At 56.9% G+C, this 22,593-nt stretch carries 29 protein-coding genes; 17 read left to right on the forward strand and 12 right to left on the reverse strand.

The annotated features are described in order from the left end of the window. Positions 1 to 773: ABC transporter ATP-binding protein (locus AAA138_RS09905; RefSeq protein ID WP_349090680.1), on the forward strand; the 773-nt coding region annotated here is incomplete at its 5' end. A 1-nt stretch (position 774) separates the two neighbouring features. Further along, positions 775 to 1,119, forward strand: a complete 345-nt coding sequence (locus tag AAA138_RS09910; RefSeq protein WP_349090681.1) for a hypothetical protein — start codon at positions 775 to 777, stop codon at positions 1,117 to 1,119. Positions 1,120 to 1,523: 404 nt separating this feature from the next. Here AAA138_RS09910 and AAA138_RS09915 read toward each other — a convergent pair whose 3' ends face one another. Together AAA138_RS09915 and AAA138_RS09920 are read right to left on the reverse strand one after the other, a co-directional pair. After that, a complete protein-coding gene (locus AAA138_RS09915) occupies positions 1,524 to 2,789 on the reverse strand; it encodes a DUF4143 domain-containing protein (RefSeq protein ID WP_161145597.1) in 1,266 nt (421 codons plus the stop codon). A gap of 212 nt (positions 2,790 to 3,001) precedes the next feature. Then, positions 3,002 to 3,235: a helix-turn-helix transcriptional regulator gene (locus AAA138_RS09920; protein ID WP_196033659.1), complete on the reverse strand. Its 234-nt coding sequence runs from the start codon at positions 3,233 to 3,235 to the stop codon at positions 3,002 to 3,004. A gap of 124 nt (positions 3,236 to 3,359) precedes the next feature. On the opposite strand from AAA138_RS09920, the gene AAA138_RS09925 reads away from it, so the two are divergent. The 3 genes from AAA138_RS09925 to AAA138_RS09935 all read left to right on the forward strand — a co-directional run bounded on the left by AAA138_RS09925 (position 3,360) and on the right by AAA138_RS09935 (position 7,726). Then, the gene (locus tag AAA138_RS09925; protein WP_349090682.1) at positions 3,360 to 6,710 is read left to right on the forward strand and encodes a CAP domain-containing protein; all 3,351 of its coding nucleotides are present in this window, start codon (positions 3,360 to 3,362) and stop codon (positions 6,708 to 6,710) included. A 14-nt stretch (positions 6,711 to 6,724) separates the two neighbouring features. Next, the gene (locus AAA138_RS09930) at positions 6,725 to 7,420 is read left to right on the forward strand and encodes a hypothetical protein (protein WP_349090683.1); all 696 of its coding nucleotides are present in this window, start codon (positions 6,725 to 6,727) and stop codon (positions 7,418 to 7,420) included. Between the two features lie 144 nt (positions 7,421 to 7,564). After that, entirely contained in the window at positions 7,565 to 7,726 is a 162-nt protein-coding gene (locus tag AAA138_RS09935) for a hypothetical protein (RefSeq protein ID WP_349090684.1), read from the forward strand. A gap of 208 nt (positions 7,727 to 7,934) precedes the next feature. On the opposite strand, the gene AAA138_RS09940 is transcribed toward AAA138_RS09935, so the two are convergent. Further along, a complete protein-coding gene (locus tag AAA138_RS09940; protein WP_349090685.1) occupies positions 7,935 to 8,159 on the reverse strand; it encodes a hypothetical protein in 225 nt (74 codons plus the stop codon). A 102-nt stretch (positions 8,160 to 8,261) separates the two neighbouring features. On the opposite strand from AAA138_RS09940, the gene AAA138_RS09945 reads away from it, so the two are divergent. Further along, positions 8,262 to 8,606 (forward strand): hypothetical protein, encoded by a 345-nt coding sequence (locus AAA138_RS09945; RefSeq protein WP_349090686.1) that lies wholly within the window; start codon positions 8,262 to 8,264, stop codon positions 8,604 to 8,606. Here the strand turns inward: AAA138_RS09945 and AAA138_RS09950 are convergent. After that, a complete protein-coding gene (locus AAA138_RS09950; protein WP_022093933.1) occupies positions 8,599 to 8,838 on the reverse strand; it encodes a hypothetical protein in 240 nt (79 codons plus the stop codon). The genes AAA138_RS09945 and AAA138_RS09950 overlap by 8 nt on opposite strands. Positions 8,839 to 9,364: 526 nt before the next feature. On the opposite strand from AAA138_RS09950, the gene AAA138_RS09955 reads away from it, so the two are divergent. Beyond that, entirely contained in the window at positions 9,365 to 9,916 is a 552-nt protein-coding gene (locus AAA138_RS09955; RefSeq protein WP_349090687.1) for a ParA family protein, read from the forward strand. Then, a complete protein-coding gene (locus AAA138_RS09960) occupies positions 9,917 to 10,216 on the forward strand; it encodes a hypothetical protein (protein WP_349090688.1) in 300 nt (99 codons plus the stop codon). Between the two features lie 883 nt (positions 10,217 to 11,099). Here the strand turns inward: AAA138_RS09960 and AAA138_RS09965 are convergent. Next, positions 11,100 to 11,909 carry a hypothetical protein gene (locus AAA138_RS09965; protein ID WP_349090689.1) on the reverse strand — a complete coding sequence of 270 codons (810 nt, stop codon included), beginning with the start codon at positions 11,907 to 11,909 and terminating at the stop codon, positions 11,100 to 11,102. Positions 11,910 to 12,035: 126 nt separating this feature from the next. Continuing rightward, positions 12,036 to 12,218 (reverse strand): hypothetical protein, encoded by a 183-nt coding sequence (locus tag AAA138_RS09970; RefSeq protein ID WP_349090690.1) that lies wholly within the window; start codon positions 12,216 to 12,218, stop codon positions 12,036 to 12,038. Positions 12,219 to 12,965: 747 nt separating this feature from the next. On the opposite strand from AAA138_RS09970, the gene AAA138_RS09975 reads away from it, so the two are divergent. The 5 genes from AAA138_RS09975 to AAA138_RS09995 all read left to right on the forward strand — a co-directional run bounded on the left by AAA138_RS09975 (position 12,966) and on the right by AAA138_RS09995 (position 15,966). Then, positions 12,966 to 13,235 carry a hypothetical protein gene (locus AAA138_RS09975; protein WP_349090691.1) on the forward strand — a complete coding sequence of 90 codons (270 nt, stop codon included), beginning with the start codon at positions 12,966 to 12,968 and terminating at the stop codon, positions 13,233 to 13,235. 77 nt (positions 13,236 to 13,312) lie between these two features. Next, positions 13,313 to 13,438: a hypothetical protein gene (locus AAA138_RS09980; RefSeq protein ID WP_349090692.1), complete on the forward strand. Its 126-nt coding sequence runs from the start codon at positions 13,313 to 13,315 to the stop codon at positions 13,436 to 13,438. Between the two features lie 430 nt (positions 13,439 to 13,868). Continuing rightward, entirely contained in the window at positions 13,869 to 14,507 is a 639-nt protein-coding gene (locus AAA138_RS09985; RefSeq protein ID WP_349090693.1) for a hypothetical protein, read from the forward strand. Next, entirely contained in the window at positions 14,504 to 15,229 is a 726-nt protein-coding gene (locus AAA138_RS09990) for a metallophosphoesterase (RefSeq protein ID WP_349090694.1), read from the forward strand. Before AAA138_RS09985 ends, AAA138_RS09990 begins: the two co-directional genes overlap by 4 nt. Next, entirely contained in the window at positions 15,229 to 15,966 is a 738-nt protein-coding gene (locus AAA138_RS09995) for a metallophosphoesterase (RefSeq protein WP_349090695.1), read from the forward strand. Before AAA138_RS09990 ends, AAA138_RS09995 begins: the two co-directional genes overlap by 1 nt. Positions 15,967 to 15,996: 30 nt before the next feature. Here AAA138_RS09995 and AAA138_RS10000 read toward each other — a convergent pair whose 3' ends face one another. The 4 genes from AAA138_RS10000 to AAA138_RS10015 form a co-directional block, all read right to left on the reverse strand. Beyond that, positions 15,997 to 16,506: a DUF5067 domain-containing protein gene (locus AAA138_RS10000; protein ID WP_349090696.1), complete on the reverse strand. Its 510-nt coding sequence runs from the start codon at positions 16,504 to 16,506 to the stop codon at positions 15,997 to 15,999. Positions 16,507 to 16,540: 34 nt separating this feature from the next. After that, complete coding sequence (locus AAA138_RS10005; RefSeq protein WP_349071542.1) at positions 16,541 to 16,750, reverse strand: hypothetical protein; 210 nt, start codon at positions 16,748 to 16,750, stop codon at positions 16,541 to 16,543. Between the two features lie 2 nt (positions 16,751 to 16,752). Then, on the reverse strand, positions 16,753 to 17,445 hold the full coding sequence (locus AAA138_RS10010; protein WP_349090697.1) for a hypothetical protein: 693 nt from the start codon (positions 17,443 to 17,445) through the stop codon (positions 16,753 to 16,755). 188 nt (positions 17,446 to 17,633) lie between these two features. Continuing rightward, complete coding sequence (locus AAA138_RS10015) at positions 17,634 to 18,299, reverse strand: recombinase family protein (RefSeq protein WP_349090698.1); 666 nt, start codon at positions 18,297 to 18,299, stop codon at positions 17,634 to 17,636. Positions 18,300 to 18,434: 135 nt separating this feature from the next. On the opposite strand from AAA138_RS10015, the gene AAA138_RS10020 reads away from it, so the two are divergent. From AAA138_RS10020 to AAA138_RS10030, 3 genes are all read left to right on the forward strand, one after another. After that, positions 18,435 to 18,701, forward strand: a complete 267-nt coding sequence (locus tag AAA138_RS10020) for a hypothetical protein (RefSeq protein ID WP_260699955.1) — start codon at positions 18,435 to 18,437, stop codon at positions 18,699 to 18,701. Next, entirely contained in the window at positions 18,701 to 18,982 is a 282-nt protein-coding gene (locus AAA138_RS10025; RefSeq protein ID WP_196033714.1) for a DUF1778 domain-containing protein, read from the forward strand. Before AAA138_RS10020 ends, AAA138_RS10025 begins: the two co-directional genes overlap by 1 nt. Before the next feature lie 269 nt (positions 18,983 to 19,251). After that, a complete protein-coding gene (locus tag AAA138_RS10030) occupies positions 19,252 to 19,530 on the forward strand; it encodes a hypothetical protein (protein WP_260699952.1) in 279 nt (92 codons plus the stop codon). Positions 19,531 to 19,770: 240 nt separating this feature from the next. Here AAA138_RS10030 and AAA138_RS10035 read toward each other — a convergent pair whose 3' ends face one another. Both AAA138_RS10035 and AAA138_RS10040 read right to left on the reverse strand, forming a co-directional pair. Then, entirely contained in the window at positions 19,771 to 20,490 is a 720-nt protein-coding gene (locus AAA138_RS10035) for a hypothetical protein (RefSeq protein ID WP_349090699.1), read from the reverse strand. A gap of 814 nt (positions 20,491 to 21,304) precedes the next feature. Then, entirely contained in the window at positions 21,305 to 21,808 is a 504-nt protein-coding gene (locus tag AAA138_RS10040) for a DUF4143 domain-containing protein (RefSeq protein ID WP_349090701.1), read from the reverse strand. A 49-nt stretch (positions 21,809 to 21,857) separates the two neighbouring features. On the opposite strand from AAA138_RS10040, the gene AAA138_RS10045 reads away from it, so the two are divergent. After that, positions 21,858 to 22,593: hypothetical protein (locus AAA138_RS10045; protein ID WP_349090700.1), on the forward strand; the 736-nt coding region annotated here is incomplete at its 3' end.

Below are 22,593 nucleotides of genomic sequence, written 5' to 3' on the forward strand. Positions count from 1 at the left end.
TATACGTCGCGGTCCTTTTCGCGGTCGGCGCCGTTGCGACGCGTTCGCCCAAACAGGCTGGACCCGCGAAAAAGCACCATGGGCTCGAGCTTCTGGACGCGAGCGTGGGATACGGGAGCACGACGATACTTTCGATCGGGTCGCTTCTCCTGAGCCCGGGAACGGCGGCGGGCCTCGTTGCCCCCAACGGCTCGGGGAAAACCACCTTTCTTGAAGCGCTGTCGGGCCAATTTCCCACCCGCATCCGCTCGGGAAGCCTGGCGGCAGACGGAATCAGCCAACGCCGATCAGCCGAATTCGCAGAACTCGTCTACCTGAGCTCTTCGGGCGGCGCGGATCTCTACCCCACGCTATCGGCCCGCGAGCACCTTGCTTTCGTTAGGGAGGCGTGGAAATCGGCCGCCGACATCGACTCGCTCTGCGACTCCCTCGGAATCTCCCCATATCTCGACAAGCCGACCCGTAAACTCTCGACAGGAATGAAGCAGCAGGTAAAGCTTGCCATGGCGATATCGACCGATTGCCCGTACCTCATCCTCGATGAACCGCTGAACGGCCTCGATCCGGGAAAGCGGAAAACCTCCTGCGACGCGATGCGCAGCGAGGTGGCGCGGGGACGCAGCGTGCTCATCTCAAGCCACCTGCTCGACGACCTGGCAGACCTCACCGACTCGTTCTACTTCATCGAGGCCGGCACGCTCGTGGAAAAGACCGAGTCGTCCTCGCAGACGCTCAAGCAGGAATACCTCGATACATACGAGCGAGGTGAATGACATGAAACTATTTGAACAGCTGAAGTCCAATGCGTCGCGCATGGCTGTCTACGCCATCCTCGTGGCAACGGCTTTATGCGGAATCGCGGCACCCGTCTATGCGCTCAACGGGGAGAAAGGCGATGTCGAACCCGCGTACATGGCTTCGACGGTTAAGGACCGGTACAAAGCCTTCTCTGGAGACGCGTTTTACGTAGCAGAGTACGACACGACCTACCGTCAGCTTCGCTACAACAAGGGCTACGACTATCTAGGCGCAGAGGCAATCAGCTATACGTCGGGTTGGTACCGCTCCAGCTATGGACACATAACCCAGTTCAAGTGTAACTACCGTGTGTACAACTAAAGCAACCGGCCGGGACGAGGGGTGACGCAAAAGCGTCGCCCCTCGTTTTTAACCATGTCAACTGAACCTGGTTCAGGCTTCAATGCAAGAAGAAACAGGCCGAGGTCCAGATTTCGGACAAGAAGAGGGCGCTCGCGCGCGAGGCGCGCAAGGCACGCAACCACGCGCTCATGGTCGCCGGCGGGCTCATCGTGAACCACGCGCCGTGCGGCAACTGGAAACGCATCGACTGGGACAGGCTTGCGGCGTGAATCGACCGCCACGGATACAAGATCACCGGCTCCACGCAGCACGGAATCTGGACCCGTAACCTTTCGTAGCCCAGATCAAAATACCGGTTGTTTCCAGAAATCCTCTAGGAGGCGTCTAGATAGAGGATTTCTGGAAATGCAAATAACAATAATTTAGATTCCGAGCGTATCGACCGGAGCAACAACGATGCCTTCGCTAGTTACGTGAGCCGGCATACCAAACCCGATGACGATGAGTTTCGCCGCAGGCGGCCTCTCCCCGCGATCGACCAGCTTTCGCTCAAGTCGAAGCAGATTTTCCACTGCCTCTGGGACTTGGGGGCTCCCGAGCTTAACCTCAACGGCAACCCACGAGCCGTCACGACGATGGACAATCGCGTCGACCTCTAGGTCGTCAGCGTCGTGGTAGTGAGATACGGTCGCATCGCTGGCCGCCGCGTAAACCTTGAGATCGTGCAGCACAAGGGATTCGAAGAGCAAGCCAAGGGTCTTCGGATCGGATGACAACGACTCCGGGTCCGCACCGATGAGGGCGACGGCGAGCGATGAGTCCGCAAGGTGCCGCTTCGCGCCCTGCCGCAACTTCACCGGCGACCTGAGAGCCGGATGCCACGCGGGGACATCGTCGACGATATTGATACGGCGCAGCGCGTCCATGTAGCCGGTAATCGTATTCTTTGAGACGTCAACGCCCAAATCCCTTTCGATGGACCTCATGCCGGCAAGAGTCGATTCATTGCGTGCAAGCGACGAGAGCAAGGCCCTTACCTTAACCGGGTCGCGTTTCACTCCATCCGCCCTCGAAACGTCAGACTCGCAAACACCGTCAATATAGGCGGCGGCTATCCGCATTGCGTCGGCAGTTGTCTTACCGACCGCTTGGGGCCAACCGCCGCGGCAGAGCAAATCCGCGATACCGGCGATACCGGCGATGGATCCGAGTGACGCCGCAACGGAATCGCCATCGAGCAGCGCACCAAGCGAGACCGCTCCCGACGAAATACCGAGCTCGAAAAGCGTCATGGTATCCATCCGCAAACGGGCGATTCGACCCACACCGCTGTGCATCGGCTGGTTCTCGGCTCGCGGCGTCGCAGATCCGGTGAGAATGAACTGTCCTGGCTCCCCTCCCCTGACATCGCATTCGAATCGCACGGCATCCCATAGCTTCGGTTCTTCCTGCCATTCGTCGACAAGCCTCGGGGTCGGTCCGACAATTGCTTGGGCCGGATCGAGACGAGCGAGCTGGAGGGCCGCAAAACCGCCAGATGGGTCGGAGAGAGATAACGATGACTCGGCAAATCTCTGGGCTGTCGTTGTCTTTCCACACCATTTCGGCCCCTGAATGAGCACGGCACCGAAAATGCCAAGGTCGCGCTCGACCAAGCAGTCGACGCACCGTCCTATATACCTATCCATCGCCTTTCCCTCCAATCATCCACTTGAAATTATACTGTCTATCTGCGTCGTTGGGACAAATAACGATGACTTATTGGGACAAATAACGATGACTTATTGGGACAAATAACGATGACTTATTGGGACAAATAACGATGACTTATTGGGACGATTTCCATTTTTCTTAAGGCACTAATCAACGAGACCCACTGTGAACTATGAGACGGATAAATTTAGCTGACGCCTCTCATGAGTTCAGCAATGCTGATTTGAAATCCGTCGGCAATCTTCTTGAGATTTGAAAGGCTGACATTACGCCGACCTACTTCAATGCTCGCGTAGTAGGAACGATCCATTTCAATCAAATTGGCGAACTGCTCCTGACTGCACCCGAGTCCAGCGCGGAGCTCTTTGCATCTCATGCCGAATGATTTCTGAAGCGTCGTATCCATGACAAAAAGAGTCATGGATTGTTGTATAAAAGCCAACGGACTATATACAACAATCCCAGTTAAGGCGCATAATTATCTCTATTGGAAAGCGCTCTGATGCCCAGTCGGATAGGGCACGGAAAAGGAATGGAACAGCACAATGACCCAGGGAAAGCACTTCGCTGCCGGTGGCGATCACTTCGCCGCACTGCCAAACAAAAAGATTCACACTCCGAAGGGGATCGCGCGTCTGACCGTCACCGCGGCGACCATGGCCGCCATGACCGGATCGAGCCTCATCTCACCGTTCACGGCATTCGCCCAGACCGGTGACGGGGGCACGCAGCACCCCGCCGTGATGTCGCCGATCGCCGCCCACGCCGGCGCGGCATCCGGTACCGGCACGAAATCCGTCGCACAGACCATCGCGGACCTGCAGAAGGCAGTCGACGAGGCGAAGGCGAAGGAGGACGCCGCCAAGGCATCCTACGATGAGGTCGCCGGCCCCTACAACGAGGCGGCTTCCGCCCGCGACCAGGCCAAGGCATCCTACGATTCTGCAGTCAACGCCGGTACGGCAGCCGACCGAGCGGCAATGGACGAGTACGCCCGTCAGGTCGCGGAGGGCAAGGACGCCGCCGATGCCGCCGGCAAGGACCTCGAGCAGGCGAAGGCGGGTCTCGCAGACGCCAAGGCGGATGCATCCGAGAAGGACGAAGCGTACCAGTCCGCCATCAAGGCGGCCCAGAATGCCAAGGATGCCCTCGATAAGGCCAAGGCCGATGCCGTAAGCGCCACCCCGGAGGCAATCAGTGCCGCCGAGCAGGCCGTGCGCGACGCCCAGGCTGCCGTGGACAGGGCACAGGCCAATCTCGCCAACGCCAACGCGACGCTTGCCGATGCCCAGTCCAAGCTGGTTGCGGCCCAGTCTGCAAAGGATTCCGCCGATTCTGTCCTCGCTGCAGCCAGGCAGAACAAGGACGCGGCGGATGCGAAGGCCGCAGCAGCCAGCGCCGCCTATGAGCAGGCGAAAGCCGACCTCGCCGCAGCGGAGGCAGGCGCCAGCGGTCCGGAGTGCGATGCGGCAAAACAGAAGGTCGCGGACGCAGAGGCAGCCCTCGCTGCCGCACAAGCGGCACAGTCTCAGTGCGAGTCCGAGCTCGAGCAGGTACAGTCCGCTGCGGCAACGGCACAGGCCGACCTGAATGATGCCCAGGCGTCCCTCTCCGTAAAGCAGCAGGCCGCGGCCGATGCCGAATCCGGTGTGAACGCCGCCCAGTCCGCACTCGATGCCGCGAACGCCGACCTCGATGCCGCCAAGCAGGCGAACGTCGACGCCATCGCCAAGCTGGATGCAGCGAAGCAGGCTGTCAAGGATGCCGAGTCCGCCAAGGCAGCCGCCGACGTAGAGCTCGCGAACGCCAAGACCGCAAAGGATACCGCAGACGCCTCCGTGACCGCCGCGCAGCAGAAGGTCGACGAGGCACTGGCGAAACTCGACTCCGCCGACGCGCAGTTCAAGCAGGGGGCCATCGGCTTCTTCCGTGCCATGGGCGCCGATTCGGCCATCGATATCATCCAGAACTGCACGTACAAGGACTACACCGAAATCGGAAACAGTCTCGATGCGACCAGTCTCGACAACATGCTCGCGGCAATCCCGTACATGAAGTCCATCAACGAGTATCGCAAGTCCGTCGGTCTCTCCGAACTCCAGGTCACCTATAAGCTCATTGCAGCGGCGATAGCCAACGCAAACTATTCCGATGTCAAGTTTGGACATTCCATGCAGTTCGATACGACCGAAAACCTCGCATGGAATTATGGAACCGATCCGAAACCGCAGTGGGTTGACCAAGAAAAGGCTTTCTTCGATCAGGCGGTTCAGGAGCTCTATGGCGTCACCGGTCTAACCGGTAAGGATGCCGTAGATTTCTACAAGACGCATAGCGGGATTGAATCCTATGTCAACCAGCACTTCAAGGTTGCCGGATATCCCGCAACCGTCGGTCACTACCTGCATGTCATCAGCCCCGAAATCGGCTATATGGGCATGGCAGTCTGCAGCAAGGGAACCTTGAACGGCTGGCAGACCGACAGCCTCGATACCGCAAACCTTGGTTGGGCAGGTTCAGGCTGGAACATGAATCCCATGTCCGTCGACGAGTACGAGCAGAAGCTGACCTCCTATATCAACGGCCTCAAGAACGCCAAGAGCGCACTCGACGTAGCCAAGGCCGATCTCGCATCCAAGAAGCAGGCAGCCGCCGGCGCCGCCACAACCGTCCAGCAGAAGCAGGTCGCGGTGGATTCCGCACAGGCAGGTGTCGATGCCGCAAAGCAGGGTGTTGCCGATGCCCAGCGTGCCGTCGATGCCACCAAGGCTGATGTCGCCGCCAAGCAGCAGGGCGTCACGGATGCCCAGACCGAGCTTGATGCGGCGAAATCGGACCTCGATGCCGCCAACGCGGCAGTCGATACGGCAAAGTCGACCGTCCAGCAGAAGCAGGTCGCCTTTGATGCTGCCAACGCAGCCGTAATGACCGCACAGTCTAAGTTGGATTCCGCCAAGGCGGACACCGCTGCTAAGCAGCAGGGCGTGGACGATGCGAACGCCGACCTCGCGAAGTTCTTCCAGGACGTCGCCGACGCCAAGAAGGCGGTCGATACCGCAAAGAGCGTCCATGACGCGGCGGCAGCCGACCAGGCCGAGAAGGCGGCAGTCCTCGCAGCCGCCAAGCAAAAGGCGAACGGCACCGCACGCGCCCTCGCGGATGCCCAGCGTGCCGTCGATGCCGCAAAGGCCGACACCGGCGTTGCCGCCGACAGGCTCACCGGCTCCCAGACCGATCTTGTGGGCGCACAGTCGAACCTCGACATCCTCACCGGTCTTGCCGCGAAGCTCGCAGAGACACAGCAGCGCGAGCAGGATGCAGTAAAGGCTGTCAATGACACCAAGGCCGCGCTCGATGCCGCGAAGGCGGATGCCATCGCCGCCGAGTCCCTGGTCTCCGCCGCCGAGCAGGCAAAGGCGCAGGCAGACGCCAAGCTGTCGAAGCTGAACTCCATCGATGCCGGCGCGGCGATCGCTTCCGGCCATGATGTGAACGCGGATGACGCCCTCAACGCGCTTTTCGCCGCAGCAGTCGAGGCACGTGCCAAGGTCGCTCCTGCCAAGGCCATCCTGGACGAGAAGCAGGCCGCGGTGGACGGGCTCCAGTCCGGCTATGATGCGGCACTCGCCGCCTACGAGCAGGCGAAGTCCGACCGCATCGCGGCGGAGCAGAAGCTTTCCGATGAGATCGCACGACAGGAGGCAGAGGAGGTCGCAAAGCAGCAGGCGGCATACACCCCGAAGCACCTCGCCGGCAAGGATACCGCCCAGCCCGGCAGCCTCGCCCAGACCGGCGACCGCGCGGGACTCATCGGCGAGACGTTCGCCATCGGCGGTACCGTCCTCGTGGCAGCCGGCGTCTTCCTCGACCGGAAGAAGCGCCGCGAGCAGATGTAAAAGCGAGCCGGGCGTTGGATATCGGCTGGTGTCCAACGCCCGGTTTCATGGGCAGGGAGATCGGTGTGAGAACAAAGGCTATTATCGTTGCGCTTCTGGTGTGCCTTTCGGCACCTCAACTTGGATGTGCCAGCGTTGCAAAGCAAGGAAGCGGCTCTACGGAAAGGGCCGCCACAGCGGTAAAGAATAAAGACAAAAAGAAGCCAAGCGAAGAAAAGGCGGCGCAAGCCTCTGGAACCAAGACCGAGGAGAAGAAAGAATCCGACGACAAGGACCAGAAGTCCGATGACTCCAAGAAGGAGGATAACAAGTCTTCCGATTCCTCGAAGTCGGACAGCAAGGGCGATTCCTCCCAGTCCAAGCAGAATTCCGGCAATTCGCAGGGCTCTGGCAGCAACAATTCCTCTTCCAACGGCGGTAGCCAGAAGAAGTGGGTTGCCGAGCAGGGCCACTGGGAGACTGATTACAGCCAGGCCTGGGTGCCGAATGTGGTATATACGCGTCATGAACGTTACATTTGTAGTGCATGCGGTGCATCTTTCGATTCTATAGCCGCTTGGTCAGCTCATAGTGACGCAATGTGGGAACAAGGCCAAGACCATGGAGCATATATCAATGATTCGTATACTACCTCTGAGGACCAGGGACATTATGAACAGAAGGCTACGGGGCAGCATTGGGTCGTCGATGTTGCCGGTCACTGGGAATAATGGACATATGTTCCTCTCCTCTTACATTCGGTAAATGTTTATTTATTTGTGGGCGGCCGGTTCGGCCGCCTTTTTAGACGCCCAGTCTGGGAGCAAGCGATAGGAAAGCAATCAAACGGGAGGCCGTTCCAAAAGAATCCGGCGGTGCCGGATTCTTCGGGCAAAACCTTCCGCAAATCGGTAAGGTCTTCCATCAACTTGCTCCAGCCCTCGCCCGGAGTCCGCTGCGCGGGACTCATCGGCGGTACCGTCCTTGTGGCGGCCGGCGTCTTCCTCGACCAGAAGAAGCGCCGCGGGCAGATGTAGGACAAATCGCATAACGACTCGGAAAGGGGAATCCCAAAAAATGGATTCTTTTTTTCGTTTCGCCAGCCACGGTTCGTTGAGGCAGCTTCAGCTTAAGGACCACAGATTAAACCGATCTACAACTGTGACCATATGACTGTGCGCACATGTTGGCATAGTCATATGGTCACATATTTACAGCTGCGATTGTGCTGCAATAACTCAACCGTTAGTGCTTATTAAACAGCCAATCGAAGCCAGGCTTGCCCAGTGTTTGGCGCATCTGCCCCACCTGAATCTCCGTCTCCACGCCATCCTTGCCGAAGACGGCGCTCATGTTCTCAGCGGTCGGGATGGCCGTTTTCACTTCGCCCGTGGTGAGGTCGAAACGTTGGCTGCTGACCTGGTTCTCAAGATGGATCTGGCCATCGGATCCAAAGACACTCTGGAGCATGGCTGCCTCCTTGCAAGAAACTGTCGCCCCCAAGATAACAGACGGGCGGGTCCGGCGCAGCATATAACGTTCGGTAATACATGACCATGTTAATGTAGTCATATGTTCACGCATTACAAGCTGGTACCTCATGTATTAGAGCTCGAGCTGCGCCCGTGCGTCCTTGGCGTCTCGCGTCCGACCGTCATCAAATGGCTCAAGCCGGGCTGGTGCGACGAGTGGGATGAGGTCGTGAGGCGGATGGACGTCGGCAGCGTCACACCCATCCGCCTCACGGACGATGAAATCGCGTGGACGCCGGAGGCCGTGGCCATCGGGGCGTCCGGCGGGGAAATCATCGGGGTCGATGCGTGGGGCATGGCGAAGGTTCTTACCGGAGCCTATGGTCCCGGCTCTCCCGGTCGTATTCCTACGATATCGCCCCTAGATCACCAATGTGTCAGATAAAGAATGAGGCAATGGCTATGATCACGCCTACGGCAGATGCAACGACTGCGCCCTTTTTCCTCTCCTTTAGTCCGACGAATAGGGTTGCCGTAAAGTAAAGGGCGGAAATGCAGGCTATGGCAAGCGAAACGAGTTCCTTGGGCGGTTTCAGCAAAAGGTCGCTAGCAAAGAGTAATGCAAGCAGGGCAAAGCCGATTGTGGTCAAGTATCTCGATTGATTTTGCGACAGCATGGCAACTGCCTTTTAGAACATGCAAGTGAATGTCATTGCGGTTGCAAACAAGCCGCTGCCAGGACCGGTTATCACGAGACCGGCGATAACGCATTTTCTCGGTTTCCAGCTCATGACAGACCCCTCTCTCATGGTGAAACGCATACATTATGAGATATGCACATTATCTCGCTAATTAATTTCAATATCCATCATCTAACACTAAAGAATACTGACTCACCGGTTCAGCGACAATGCGTTTTTGCCCTTGCGTTCCCACTCGCGTAACCGCCTCGCCGCGTCGGCGGTCGCAAGGGCCTCCGTCTCGCAATCAGCGACCTTGTAACCGTATTGTCCTTTGTGCCCCTTTTGGCAACTTTAGCCCGGCTGTGGGTTAAACCAACCCACAGCCGTAACCGCGTTGATGTAGTACTATGCTAATTGCTTAGTATGTTCACATATTTCTACCTGCGACTTAGAATTACTTAATGTAGTCATATATTAATGTGATAATATATGACTACGCTATTCAGAAAAAGGGGGGGACATGGCGACGAACATCCTGCTAGTCAATCAGAAGGGCGGCGTCGGCAAGACGACGTTCGCGGACGAGATCGCCTGGGGCCTCGAGCGGCGCGGCCGCAAGGTCGGCTTCGGCAACCTGGACCCGCAGGGCGGCGCGAACCACGAGAAGGGGCTGCTCGACGACGAGGACGCCGTGAACGTCATCGACACACCTGGTTTCCTGAGCGATGAGACAGCTGTGTACGCGAAAAATGCCGACATCGCGATCATCCCGGTCCAGCCGGGCACCCTAGGGTTGAAGCCGATGAAACGAACGATCAAGGTCATCACCGAGGCCAATCCCGACTTGTCGTTTGCAATCATCGTCAACAACTTCGCGGCAAACCAGACGGTCGACCGCCAGTTCCTCGAACTGCTCGAGGCCGACGACCTGCCCGTACTGGGCACCGTACCGACCGCGGCGGCATTCAAACAGGGCGCGGCCCTGGGCAAACCCGTATACGAGATCGCGAAAAACGGCAAGGCCGCCCAGGCGATTGAAAACATCCTGAACGAGCTGGAAGAGGTGCTGTAAATGGCAAAGTTCAAAAAGGCGACCTCATACTTCGACGTCGCAGCGGAAAAGGCCGAGGAGAGGCAGCAGAAAATCGTTAAGAGCGCATCTGAGACCCAGAAACCGGCTCCTAAGGTACGGAAAGCCGGGCGCCCCAAAAAGGGCGCTGAAGGGGCATCTGAGAGGCTTGTTCAGCTGTCCGTGTACGTTCCGGAGAGTTACCGAAAACGCCTGAAGCAAGTGGCACTCGAGGAGGACAAGTCCGTATCGGATATCGCTCGGGAGCTTTTCGATCGCTATCTGGCCGAAAAGGAAATCTAATCTGAATCACGGGTACCGTCAGGTGCCCGCTTTCTTTTGTATGGGCCTCTGAGAGCCGATTTAAGACCCGTTTTATCTATCAGTGAGAAAACCGGTCGAACCTCACCGATAGGACGTCTTATTTTCGATTCTGTAGCTCCCTGCCGGTAATTGAAGTGAGGTTGAACAAATGTCGGCAACCGGAAAACGGATTCGGCCATTGCCGAATTGCAGGTGTTTACAGCTAAGTGGGTTAGTCCGCCCGGGGAGCGAAGCGACGCCGGCGCTGAGAGTTGGCAAGGACGTAGCGATTTCAGTCAGGTCGATTGCTCTCCTTTCCGGTGTAAAAGCGAGCGTCCGATTTGCCTATAACGTTTCGCTGGTCGCTAAGACCAATAGGGCGTACCGGATTTATTTCCGGGAAAGTACGTTGCGAGTGGATCAGTTTTCGATTAAACGGTGATTGACATGGACGTGAATAAAAATCTCAAATCAAAGAAAAAGTTCTCTCCCCCTTTCTTTCTCTTAAAACCTCTTTAGATATTATTGGTGCCCTTTTTGGAAACTTTTGGTTGTCAAAAAGGGCACAGTTTTCGGGTTTTTGTGCCCCTTTCGGAAACTTTTTGTGCCCTTTTTGGAAACTGCCATTGTCAAAAAGGGCACAGGAAATTGCCGAAAAGGGCACAGGAAATTGCCGAAAAGGGCATAGAAGGCAATGCGAAAAAGCGCCTGAAATAGGGAGAAATTGCCGAAAGGGGCACAGAAAATTGCCGAAAGGGGCACAGAAATAGAGCAGAGATTTCTTAAATTCGATAAAAATTGCCGAAAAGGGCATAGGAAATTGCCGAAAAGGGCATAGGGGGAGGCAAATAAAAAGGGACGGGCAATCTGTCGTCCGTCCCGATTAGAGGTTCTTGGAACCACGTTCCATGCATGCCTGCGGGTTCACATCGTACGCAGCCGGAACGCGCGGCGAGACGACCGTCTTTACGACAAGACTCAGGCCAACGAGCTTTTCGAGGGAGGCACGAAGTTTGCTCTTACTGACAGCGAGCTGGTCGGCGGCGTTCTGGGTCGACATCCGGAAAGGCTTGGGCTCCTTGGCCGAAAAGAACGAGAAAACGTAGCCGAAAAGAACCTTGTCGAGCGCGGACAGTTTGCTGTCGCGAACTGTCCAAAATGGGATCCTGCAGAACGTCCCGTGCGAAGTCCATTCGTGAAGGGCCCCGGCGTTGACGAACTCAACGCCGCACAACTCCGCCCACCTGGCCTCGTCGACCCTGTAGGTGACCTCCTCGCCATGTCCCTCTTTCTCAATGAGGGCGAAGCTCTTGAGCTTTTGGAGCCTCTTGCTGAGTGCCGAGGGGGAGATGCCGAGGACTTCGGCAATTGTCTTTGCGTTGGACCGGCAGCCCTTCAATGGGTCCCTGCGCTGGAACCCGTGGATATATGCCAGAACGAGCAGTTCGTTCAGCGACAGCTTCGCCTTCGACTTGCGAAGCAAGATCATCGACAAGGGGAGCGCGATGAAGCGCCCGCTGCCGGACGAGCTATCTTTGAGCCATGACTCCGCGTTTAAAACAGCAGCGCGACTCGAGTTCGAGCTCGGCGTGTCGCCCGGTTTTGACTGGGCAAGAAGGGCGGCGAAGTCCTCTTTCGAAATCGTGTTTTTGAACGTGCTCCCCCCGCTGGGCGGAGCGCCATTTACGTCCATAAAGTGACCTTTCCAAGGTCACCAACATGTTTTAAGTGGTAGAATATTACCAACAAGTTGATGACACTTCGCTTAAAGGACCCAAGCCGCCAAGCTAATGAGGGTCCTTTTTGCGTTATATATGTCCTACTGTTTTTGCTGATGAAGACGAATCTCCTCCGCATTGAACAGGTTCTGAATCGCAAGCGCAACGAGCCCAGATTTCGTGAGACCGAGTTCACGAGCCTTTATGTCCATCTGCTCGGTCAGCTCGGTCGGCAGCGTAATCATGAGCCGCTTTTTGTTAGACGCAACGGGCGTGTTGCTCATACGATGATCCTCCCTTCGGTTGAAAACAGTATATACCACTTCTAACTAAACTGTTACAGTTCTGAATGATTTAGGCATATTAGTGACTAAAACCTTAGCGGCCTAAAAATGGATTGTCGTTATTTTTGGCTGTTGTTATGGGTCGAGATAACCCATAGCAGACAAAAGTTGCCAAAAGGGGCATAGCAAATTGCCGAAAAGGGCATAGGGGCGGCGAACGATTCAAATGAAATGGTGGACTGCTGCAACGTTGCATGAATCCACTTTTGACTAAACCTAGGACCCCTCTAGAAGATTTCTAGAGGGGTCCTAGGTTTAGGGTTCACTGGTGATGGCATTCGCTAGTTCGTCGGCGAGCTTAGATATTTGCGTCGATGCATACTCGACGATCTTATCCGGCTCCCCTAAGGAGCCGTGGGCAGCAGATCGTTGCTTTGAATGGCAACGCACTAAGGCGACGGGAGTACTCGGGAGATCTGCCTGTATATTATTTATGCAGCTGATTGAATGGCGACAGGGCCGGCGACGCTGCCGGCCCTGTAACTGTCCACGCGGGACAGGCCGCGCATGTTGAGTTTAACGCGTCTCGTGACTGTTCAGATTCTGTGCACCGGGCGATTTTTTTAGTCGTTTAGCTGGGCTAATGGTGGTTATTGGCTGCTTGGCTGGAGGATTTGAACTAATAGTTGTTAATAGTGGCCGGACGAAGAGCTGTTCAGGCTATTAGAAGCAATAGCGAGTACGGTCTTGGCTGGAAAACAGGTCGCGAGCAGGGAAGGGCCGAGCATGTACGGACCGGCGTTGGAATTTGAGGAGATCGGCGAGGAAGTTAAGGATGAGGTTCGGCGGCAAGTGATTGACAAGATCGTCGAGAGAGTCAGGGGCAAGCTCAAGGCCCGTGACGAGCGCGAAGACGATCCGTTTTGGGGTCGCGGGAATCAAGAACGCCTTCGTCGAGCTGCGGAAAGGCTGGATTCCGGCGAGGGAGTGGAGCACGGATTGATCGAAGAAGAATGACGTTCTGTTAGAATCAGCAGCGCTGTCGGCAGCCCTTGTGCCGGGCAGAGCCCTCCATCCGATGGGAGGTGATGCCCATGACCGATTTCACCGAGTTCGTGAAGTTCCTGACCGCCCTGGTCTCGCTCCTCACGGCCCTTGTCGGCCTTTCCAAGGCACTCAAGCAGGGTTCGAAGCCCAAAAAGAAAGGCCACCGTCGTTAAGACGATGACCTAACTTTCTAACGCAACGGCTCTGCCCAGCTCTCTACAACTTGGGCTGCCGTCGGCACCATTCTACCCGCTTGACATTGCTGTTGTCGATGCGCCGTATCAAGAATCCACGGCAGCGTTCGCGGTTGCAAAACAGCCCAACAAATAGCGGCTATTAGTCAGTTCGGCTGTCCAAAAGGCCTAATAGTTGCTAATAGTGGCTAGTTGGCAACGGATTTGGGCTATTAGTTCTAACAGTGCCTATACTATGACCCCACAAACGAGACACGGTTTTCTGTCCGCACGAGGTTTTAAAGTTTTAGCTGGAACAATCCGGCAGATTGGAGCACAGAACATGAGGTCAGAACGCCTCATGTCGCTCAAAATACGTCTCCTCAACTGCGCAAAGGAGAACGGTTTTTAGCGACAAGGAGACAATGGAATGATTTGGTTTACCAGCGACACACACTTCGGGCACGAGAACGTGCTGAAGTTCACCGACCGCCCGTGGGAGACGATTTGGCAGATGAACGATGCCATCGTCGACAACATCAACGGCAGGGTCGCCATGGACGACGAGCTCTACATCCTAGGGGATTTCTCATTCAAGATGACCGCCCAGGACGCCTGCGGGCTGCGCAAGCAGATCGCCTGCAGGCGTATCCACCTCGTCCCGGGAAACCACGACAAGGACTGGACCCAGCCGGCGGTCGCGGGCGCGTTCACCGTGGAGCCGCCGATCTACGTGCTCAAGATCGACGGGCAGAAGATCGTCCTGAGCCATTACCCCATGGCCGACTGGCAGGGCATGAACCATGGATCGTGGCACCTCCACGGGCACATCCACAGCAGCGGCGGCGCGTACAACGAGTTCAACCGCAAGCAGGGCCTTCTGCGCTACGACGTCGGTTGCGATGCCAACGGGCACTCCCCGGTGAGCCTCGACGAGCTGAGGGAGTGGTTCGCCGGAGTCGGCGAGCCGTGCGGCCGGGTGAAATGGCCCTGGTGGGTCAACGAGACCGGCGACAGGCAGGTCGAGCGCGAGCTGGCGGCTTACAAGCGGAAAGAGGCGATCCGATGACGGTCTATGTGACAGGCGACATCCACGGTGGGCTCGACATGCAAAAGCTCCGCGACTGGGAGCTTGGCGATAGCCTTACCGGCGACGACTATCTCATCGTTGCCGGCGACTTTGGCTTTCCGTGGGACTTCTCTGCCGAGGAATGCGCCGACATCGCCTGGCTGGAGTCGCGCCCCTACACGGTGCTGTTCGTCGACGGCAACCACGAGCGCTTCGACCATTGGGCGGAGCGCCCCATGGAGCCGTGGCACGGCGGGCTGACGCAGCGCCTGTCGGATACTTCGTCCATCCGCCGCCTCATGCGCGGGGAGGTCTTCGAGCTCGACGGGAAGACGGTCTTCACCATGGGCGGTGCCACGAGCGTGGACAGGGAATACCGCGTGCCGTATTCCAGCTGGTGGCCTCAGGAGCTCCCGGACGAGCGCGATTTCGATGCCGCACGGGCAAGGCTCGACGAGGTCGGCTGGAAGGTCGACTGCGTCATCACCCATACCTGCTCGACGCGCATGCTCTCGCCGACGCTCTACCCGGACCCAGGCTGGGAACGCCCTGATGTGGACCGGCTGACCGGATTCCTCGACGAGCTCGAGGACCGCCTGGACTACAAGCGCTGGTATTACGGACATTTCCATCGCGATGCCAATCCGGACGAACGGCACACGGTGCTGTATGACCGGATCGTGAGGCTCGGGGACAAACTCCTGCCGTGGGGCGCGTACTGATGGCTATCTATGTGACGGGCGACGTGCACGGCAGGGCCGAGTACGGGGCCAGCAGGTTCGCCTTCAAGAATTGGCCGCTGGGCCGCACGCTGACGCGCGATGACGCGGTGATCGTGGCCGGCGACTTCGGCTTTGTCTGGGATGGGTCCAACGCCGAGAAATACTGGCTCGACTGGCTCGAGTCGAAGCCCTGGACCACGTGCTTCGTTGACGGCAACCATGAGAACCATCACGCCCTGGCTGAGCTGCCGGTGCGGGAGTGGAACGGCGGCCTCGTCCATGAGGCGCGACCGCATGTGCTGCACCTGATGCGCGGCGAGGTGTACGACATCGCGGGGACCACGGTCCTCACCATGGGAGGTGCCGCGAGCAACGACAGACAGTATCGCAGGGAGGGGAGGAACTGGTGGCCCGAGGAGATACCGAGCGTGGAAGAGATGGGGCACTGCCGCGCCTCGCTCGATCGCGTGGGCTGGAAGGTCGACTACGTTGTGACTCACGAGGCTCCTGCCGACCTGGCAGAGCAACTATGCCGGGAGCGCGAACGCGAGTATCTGGACGACCGGCTGCAACGATTCCTTGGCGAGCTCGACGGGCGACTCGGCTGCCGCGCCTGGTTCTTCGGCCACTACCACGGCGACGCGTGGCGTGACGCCAGGCATCGCCTTATCTACCGAGACATCGTGCCGGTCGAAGATGCTGCGCCCGCTTCTAGAAACCTTCTAGAAGCGCTCTAGAAGGTTTCTAGAAATTAGGCGCCATATGGACTATTCCAATTCAAAAGTCTGGTCGAGGGAGTTCGACCCGGCACCCATCCCGTCGACTTTCACTTCGATGGGAGACATGTCGTTGAGGTCAAAAATCGACACACCGTCGTATTCGCCTCCCGGCGCAAGCCCTTGCGAAGAGAAGTGATCTTCCTGCAAATCGGCGGCAAACCCGCGAGATAGCATCTGCTTATTTTGATAAGCCGTGATGTAGCTACCAACAGCGCATGAATCTGCCGATCGGTTGTTAATGGCGTGCCAGCGAACAACGGCAACCTTCCCGCCATCGCCAGTCGGGGAATCATGCACCTCGACGCCGGTGACTGAATACTTCATCTTGCCGTAAACCCCGTCTTTCTGCGCGTTATCAGAATCGGCGACCTGAACTGCCGTCTGATGATCGTCTGCCTGGCTGCACCCAGAGGTCATAACTAGGGCGGCTGCCAGAACATCCGCAACCCCAAAGTTCCGAGCTAGGTTGATTGCCTTTTTAACAGAGAGATGCTCCATCGATTACTCCAAACTTAATTGTTTTTGAATGCCATCAGCCAAACAGCCAAGCCCCAATGAGCATGACCACTGAAACTGCCGTAAGCGAAGCCCAGACGGCATTTTGACGGGTGATGACACCGCTGATGGTGAGCGGATTTGCGCCGGCACCATCAATGACAGTCCAGACGAGTGCCGTGACCAAAAAGACGACTAGCCCTGCCGTTATCAACTCACGGCGAGACGGCCTTAGCTTGTCGGACATATCTACACGCCCCTCGTCTGGGTCATGACCTCGACCTTGGCCTCGGCCACGGCCGCCCGCTGCTCGGAGGCGGCGAGGCGGTCCTTGAGGGCGGCGACCTCGGTCATCAGGTCACGCTGGGCGAGGAGGGAGACGTTGAGATCGGCCTGAGCCTTGGCCGCGGCGTCGACCGCGCCCCTCATGCTTTCAATTCGATCGTCTTTTGCGGCTGATTCTGCCAAGAGCTGATTGTTCTCGGAATCGAGCTTCTTGAGCTGCGAGAGGTAATCGGCGACGGTGGCGTGGAGCTCATCGTTCTCAATCTCCAAGCTCGCAGTATCCAGCTCGAATTTCTCTTTGATGGCGGCGACCTGCTCGACGCAATTAGATTTGATGCTCTGAATCTGTTCCGTTGCACTTTTCTTGGCGGCGTCGGCGTCCTCGCGGGCAGCACGAGCCTCCATCGCGGCGGCTTCGGCAGCGCCCACGATGATGCGCTTGACCCGCTCGACCGCCTCATCGAGGACGGCCGATGCGTCGAGCGCAGCCTTCATGCCGGGAGTGGCGTTAGGGTGGTAGCCGTCGACCAAGCGGGCGACGGTATCGGCCTGCGAGAGGCCAAGGCTCGTGCTGATGTCCTTTATGGCGTCACGGGTCTCCGATGAGACATTCAGACTGGTCATTTTCTTTTCGGACTGGACTTGGTTTTCGGCCATGATGCGGCACTCCAATCAACAACGGGCATGGCTCCGCCACGCCGTACGGCTGGGAACAAATACGCGGCCGCTGTTGAGTTGTGTTCGTCCTGCGATCGGTGAGTTCTAAAAAGGCGTCTCAAGTCATGCGTTCACGCAGGGTTTCAGTTGGAGAAATACCGCACTCTTATATAGTAGCGCACTCGGATTTATCTTCTGACGCCCACTAACCCGCGCTCGCGGAGCACGCGGTACAGGGTCGATTTCGAGATACCTGTTGCGGCGCAGATGTCGGGAATTGGCGTCTCACGGGCGAGGTAGAGCTTCACGGCAGCGTCGGCCTTGACGTCCGCGATGCGCGGGCGGCCACCGACGTTGCCACCGCGGCTCCGTTTGACGGCGATACCCTCGGCCTGGCGCTGCCTGATCAGGTCGCGCTCGAGCTCGGCGGTGCAGGCATGGGTGCCCAGCACGAAACGGCCGAATGCAGTATCGAGGTCAACGGGCTGCTTCAGTGATATGAGCTTCACTCCTAAGTTCCTGAACATCAGGTCATAGTTCAGCAGCTGCCTCGTCGATCTGGTCAGGCGCTCCCAGGACTCGACCACCACTTCATCGCCGCGCTTCATCTTTTTGAACAACTTTTTCTGCTGCGTGCGGTCGCCCTCGCGTGCGCCAGTCTCCTTGTCTTTGAAGATGCGCTCATAGGCCACGCCAGCGTTGACCAATGCCTCGATTTGGCGGTCGAGCTTCTGGTCCTTTGTGCTCACGCGGGCATATCCATATCGTGTCATTTTTAGCCTCCTGCCTCGTAGTTTGATTTTCCCATGGGAATCAAAGGCGAGGTTTTGGCACTGGGTTTTGGCACTCGACATTCATGGCATCGAGGGTTCGATTTTCGAGTGCCCAGAGGCATACGTTTTGGGACGAACGGCTAATGGAATATGTTGGGACGGATAATATTCTACTACCAAATAGTAGTAGAATATTATCGTAAAGATTGGAGGCTCATGGTCCGGATACACCAGAGAGTTCACGAGCGGCACCCCGAGCTAGATGACGGTGATGTCGAGGCGGCGTGGGAGAGCTACCGCTTCGCGGCCGTCCGCATACCCGGGGAGTGCGAGATGCGGACGGGCTACGACCCGCAAGGCCGGTACATCGAGATGGTCGGTGTCCTCCTGGCCGACGGCGCGTGGCTCGTCTACCACGCCATGACGCCGCCGAGCAAGAAGACGCTAAGGGAGATCGAGAACGCGAGAAGGAGAGGTTACTGATGGAATATAGGCTTGCAAACGGATCCGTTATCACGGATGAGGACATCGAGCGCGAGTGCGCGGAATACGAATCCGGCTCCTGGGAGGGGAGCCTGGTGAACCTCCGAGTCGGCCGCCCCAGGCTTTCCGAGGTGGAGGCCAACGCCAACCTGTCTTTCAAGTGCCCGAAGACGGGCGCCGACCTCATCGAACGGGCGGCCGCCGCGTGCGGGATGCGGAAGTCGGAGTTTCTGCGCTCGGCCGCGATCGAGAAGGCCGAGAGGATACTCAGGTCGGCATAGCCCCGGCGTGCCTTCCCGGAATCGGCGTTGCCGCAGGGAGTGAGCGCCCTGCGCCGCCGTTATGTTAGACATGTCGCTAACATAACGGCGGTTAAGTCGTGCCGCGGGTCGGGGCATCCGCACCACCACAGGTTCAATCGCCCCGTAAATCGAATCCTGTTAAGTCGTCTATCTGCGTGTTTATGAACACACCATTGCCATTCCTTAGGTGAGAATCGTGTCCGCACGGGGCGATATATTAGACAGAACACCCGAGGGAAAGGAATAGCATGAGCGATTTAATGGAAGCCGTACATCGGCTCGAGCGCGAGATGGCAGACCGAGCCTCCGCAGTTGAGAAGGTCGACATCTTTAAGGCTCAGTTCAATCAAGCCATCAAGGCCTTCATGGCCGCCGACGAGGCGGTCCGCAGCCTTAACGACCATGACAGCATCGTTGACACTCAGATCGCCAACGCCATTGATGAGCACCTTCGCGCCATCGACAGGCTCTGCCGTTTCGGCATCGACGGTGGTTTCGGTAAGAAGCATCCGGTTAAGGAGTACTAGCCTTCCGCATGGCCATGGAAGTAAAGTAGAAGAGGGTCGAATCCGAAGCAGTTCCCGGACAATTGGCGTCCGGCCAGACACTTCGGTTTGGCCCTTTTCGATTTTGCGGAGTAGTTACAACTGAACGTTCTCAGATATATAAAATCGTCCTTTCTTTTCAGAAAGACGTTTTTTGAAATATCGGAATTGCCAACCGGGTAATTACACTCAATTGCAAAACTGATCCAAATGCGTTCCGACTTAAAGATTTCCGTTGTCAGGTTCATCTGCCAGATAATCGCGCGGAATATAGTCGACGTGATAACGCTTTTCAAGTTTCTCGATGAACCGGTCGACCTTTCGAGCATTTTGATAAACCTTTTCAAGCGTACGAAAAACAGCTTTCTCGTTGTACGCGGGAAGGCCCTGAGCATTCACAAAATACATCAGCTGGTTGAGGTTCGTTCCTTCCTTCAATAACTCGTGATGAAGCTTTTCCACTTCAGCGATATCGAAATTGAATGATTCGATCTTTCCGTAGATCGCGCTGCGGCGAACCAGTTCGCTTGCAGAAATACCGAGCGCCGCTGCACGCTGCTCAATTGCCTTTTTTTCTGGAGCAGTGAGCATTACTTGGAACGGAACACTTCTTTTTTCAGAAATCGGCTCGCCACGTTCATCGGTTTCACGCGATGCCTGTGCTCTCCTGTAATCCTCCTGTTGCTTATGGAGGGCCTTTTTCTTCCGATCGAGAACTTGCATTTCATCATCGAGATCATCAAGTGAGATTTCCCGATGAATCAGCACAGATCGAATCAACTCAGCTTCCGTACAACCGGCTTGTTCGCAAAGTTGTTGATAGATCTCTTTCTCTTCAGGAGAAACACGAGCCTTTACGAATTCATTTCGTGCCATTTTTCTACTTTCTCCGGAGTGGCTTCCGGAAAAGTAAGCAAGAAATTGAGGATTGGCATCCGTCACCTCTTGCTATGATTGCCTAATTTTTTAGAAAGAGTGAACCCAACACGCAAAAAGTGTGCTGTAGTTCACTCTTTCCCTTTTCTCCGTGACAGGAGAAAAGCAAGATTCGTAAATCATGATAACAGGGACTACGGGCCCGGTTATCATGATTTACGTACATCTTGCAATCTCCGGAACGGTGATTGGGCGAAACGCAGTGTAGACGTGGAATGAGAGGCCTCATTCCAAGCGAGAGACCTCGCGGCGTTGTAACTGCGTGAAGACCGTGAGCGGAAGCGAATTTTTAACGCGAAGGATGCTGAGTGTTAGAGATTCGCTGTAGCGAGAGCGAAGCGGTGATGCGAATGCGAGGGATGCCGAGTATTTGCATCACCGCGCAGCGGGTTTGCGGCGCCCGCGACGCAAACCTTCGACTTTGTCGAATGTTTTTCGTAACGCCAGCGAAAAAGTTGAGGCAGCTTTCGACATTTCAATGACGCGGAGAGTCTTTGGTGAGACTCGTAGCGTTGTTGGATTGTCGAAAGGTAACGCGATTTGAATTACGGTTCGGATTAACGATTCGATTTTCATGCGGCGGCCAAGCCGCCTATGATCGCTCCCTCCGGTCGCTATCGATTTTCAAAACTCGCGTTTTGTTTTGACGCAAGTTGAGATACGAAACGAAAAACCGAAACGCCCGCGCGAGCCGTTTCGACTTTTGCGCGGGCGTTTCGAATCAAACGAAGAACCAGGCGGCGAAATTTTGCGTTTCGCGGTTTAGATCTCAGAAACCAGATCTAAAAACTGCAGCGTTAATTTCACTTCGCCAACAGCATTACGGCGCGAGCACATCCAACGGAACAACTTGGACGCCGCGGTCGGTAACATAGGCTTGTGAGCCAAATCCAATGATTGCAACTTTCGAAACCGGCGGGTTGTTTCCGGCGGCAACCATACGTTCCTCGACAGCAACAAGATTGTCAGATGCCTCTTCTATTTGAGCAGAGCTGAGCTTAACTTCGACCGGGATCCAGGTCCCGCCAGGAGCCGCAATGACTGCATCGACCTCTAGATCACGAGAATCGTGATAGTGATAGAGACTCATTCCGTTTGCTCGCGCATAAACCCACAAATCATGGAGCGCCAGCGATTCAAAAAGTAGTCCAAGCGTCTTGAAATCTAGCAGCAAGGTCTCCGGAGTCGCCCCGAGCGCAGCGGCCGCCAGTGACGGGTCAGCAAGATGATGCTTCTTTGATTCTCTTAAGTGCACAGGAGATCTCATTGCTGGATTCCATGCGGGAATATCGCGAACGAAGCTGACCCGAGCGAGAAGAGATATATACGATGCCGCCGTTTGTCTCGATTCTGCCGAGAGCTACTACGCGCTCATGGGCGAGGGCTTCCAATCCGGGTCCATCGTGGGGGACCGAGAGACCAATGACGCGGCGCTCGCATATTGCCGCGCTCTGAGCAGCTCCGGCATCGCGGATATCCCGGCCTCCGCAAGCGACCTGCCGTTCCTCTCCTTCCTGCCCTACGCCATTGCCCAGGCGCCGTCCTTCCTTCCCTTCATCCCCTTCCTTCTCTCGTCGATACTCGTGCTCGGCGCCACAAGGCCCGGGACCCTGGCGGCGAAGGCGCCCGTGCCCAAATTCCGGCGCCTTATCCAGATCGTGTTTTCGATAATCGCCGCGGGGACCGCGATGCTCCTCGCCGGCCTCGCACCCGGGGGCATTTACGCCTTGGCCCTAAACGGCTTCGGGCAGATCGGGTACCCGATCGCCTTCTTCCATAACGGCGCGCTCACTACCACGACCGCGGGAAACGTCTTCACAGCCCTGCTTATCGCGCTTCTTGCGGGCGGAACCTTGATATCCGTTTGCTCCGCCGTCCTATCGACCGCAACGGGGCGCGTCCTCGCGGGCCCCCTTACCTCCGCGCTGCTTGTCGCGGCCCCGGCATTCCCGTTGCTGTCCGATTCGGCACTGGGGCATAATGCCGCGCTCGAGCTCCTGCCGCTGGCCGTGTTCTCGCCTATCGAGGCAACGGGTTACGTGGGATGCTTCCCGACAGAATTCATTGGCTCCGGTTCGGGCGGCGCATCGATGCTTGCCGTGGCCCTGG

The sequence above is a fragment of the Collinsella sp. CLA-JM-H32B genome, assembly GCF_040098065.1.
Lineage (GTDB): Bacteria > Actinomycetota > Coriobacteriia > Coriobacteriales > Coriobacteriaceae > Collinsella.

Coding starts and splice junctions, on each gene's coding strand:
- AAA138_RS10000 (WP_349090696.1), bottom strand. CDS start 16,506: ATGGAGCATCTCTCTGTTAAAAAGGCAATCAACCTAGCTCGGAACTTT.
- AAA138_RS10020 (WP_260699955.1), top strand. CDS start 18,435: ATGGTCCGGATACACCAGAGAGTTCACGAGCGGCACCCCGAGCTAGAT.
- AAA138_RS09985 (WP_349090693.1), top strand. CDS start 13,869: ATGATTTGGTTTACCAGCGACACACACTTCGGGCACGAGAACGTGCTG.
- AAA138_RS09915 (WP_161145597.1), bottom strand. CDS start 2,789: ATGGATAGGTATATAGGACGGTGCGTCGACTGCTTGGTCGAGCGCGAC.
- AAA138_RS09980 (WP_349090692.1), top strand. CDS start 13,313: ATGACCGATTTCACCGAGTTCGTGAAGTTCCTGACCGCCCTGGTCTCG.
- AAA138_RS09910 (WP_349090681.1), top strand. CDS start 775: ATGAAACTATTTGAACAGCTGAAGTCCAATGCGTCGCGCATGGCTGTC.
- AAA138_RS09955 (WP_349090687.1), top strand. CDS start 9,365: ATGGCGACGAACATCCTGCTAGTCAATCAGAAGGGCGGCGTCGGCAAG.
- AAA138_RS10025 (WP_196033714.1), top strand. CDS start 18,701: ATGGAATATAGGCTTGCAAACGGATCCGTTATCACGGATGAGGACATC.
- AAA138_RS09920 (WP_196033659.1), bottom strand. CDS start 3,235: ATGACTCTTTTTGTCATGGATACGACGCTTCAGAAATCATTCGGCATG.
- AAA138_RS09925 (WP_349090682.1), top strand. CDS start 3,360: ATGACCCAGGGAAAGCACTTCGCTGCCGGTGGCGATCACTTCGCCGCA.
- AAA138_RS10010 (WP_349090697.1), bottom strand. CDS start 17,445: ATGGCCGAAAACCAAGTCCAGTCCGAAAAGAAAATGACCAGTCTGAAT.
- AAA138_RS09965 (WP_349090689.1), bottom strand. CDS start 11,909: ATGGACGTAAATGGCGCTCCGCCCAGCGGGGGGAGCACGTTCAAAAAC.
- AAA138_RS09950 (WP_022093933.1), bottom strand. CDS start 8,838: ATGCTGTCGCAAAATCAATCGAGATACTTGACCACAATCGGCTTTGCC.
- AAA138_RS10030 (WP_260699952.1), top strand. CDS start 19,252: ATGAGCGATTTAATGGAAGCCGTACATCGGCTCGAGCGCGAGATGGCA.
- AAA138_RS09990 (WP_349090694.1), top strand. CDS start 14,504: ATGACGGTCTATGTGACAGGCGACATCCACGGTGGGCTCGACATGCAA.
- AAA138_RS10005 (WP_349071542.1), bottom strand. CDS start 16,750: ATGTCCGACAAGCTAAGGCCGTCTCGCCGTGAGTTGATAACGGCAGGG.
- AAA138_RS09995 (WP_349090695.1), top strand. CDS start 15,229: ATGGCTATCTATGTGACGGGCGACGTGCACGGCAGGGCCGAGTACGGG.
- AAA138_RS10015 (WP_349090698.1), bottom strand. CDS start 18,299: ATGTCGAGTGCCAAAACCCAGTGCCAAAACCTCGCCTTTGATTCCCAT.
- AAA138_RS09960 (WP_349090688.1), top strand. CDS start 9,917: ATGGCAAAGTTCAAAAAGGCGACCTCATACTTCGACGTCGCAGCGGAA.
- AAA138_RS09970 (WP_349090690.1), bottom strand. CDS start 12,218: ATGAGCAACACGCCCGTTGCGTCTAACAAAAAGCGGCTCATGATTACG.
- AAA138_RS09940 (WP_349090685.1), bottom strand. CDS start 8,159: ATGCTCCAGAGTGTCTTTGGATCCGATGGCCAGATCCATCTTGAGAAC.
- AAA138_RS09945 (WP_349090686.1), top strand. CDS start 8,262: ATGTTCACGCATTACAAGCTGGTACCTCATGTATTAGAGCTCGAGCTG.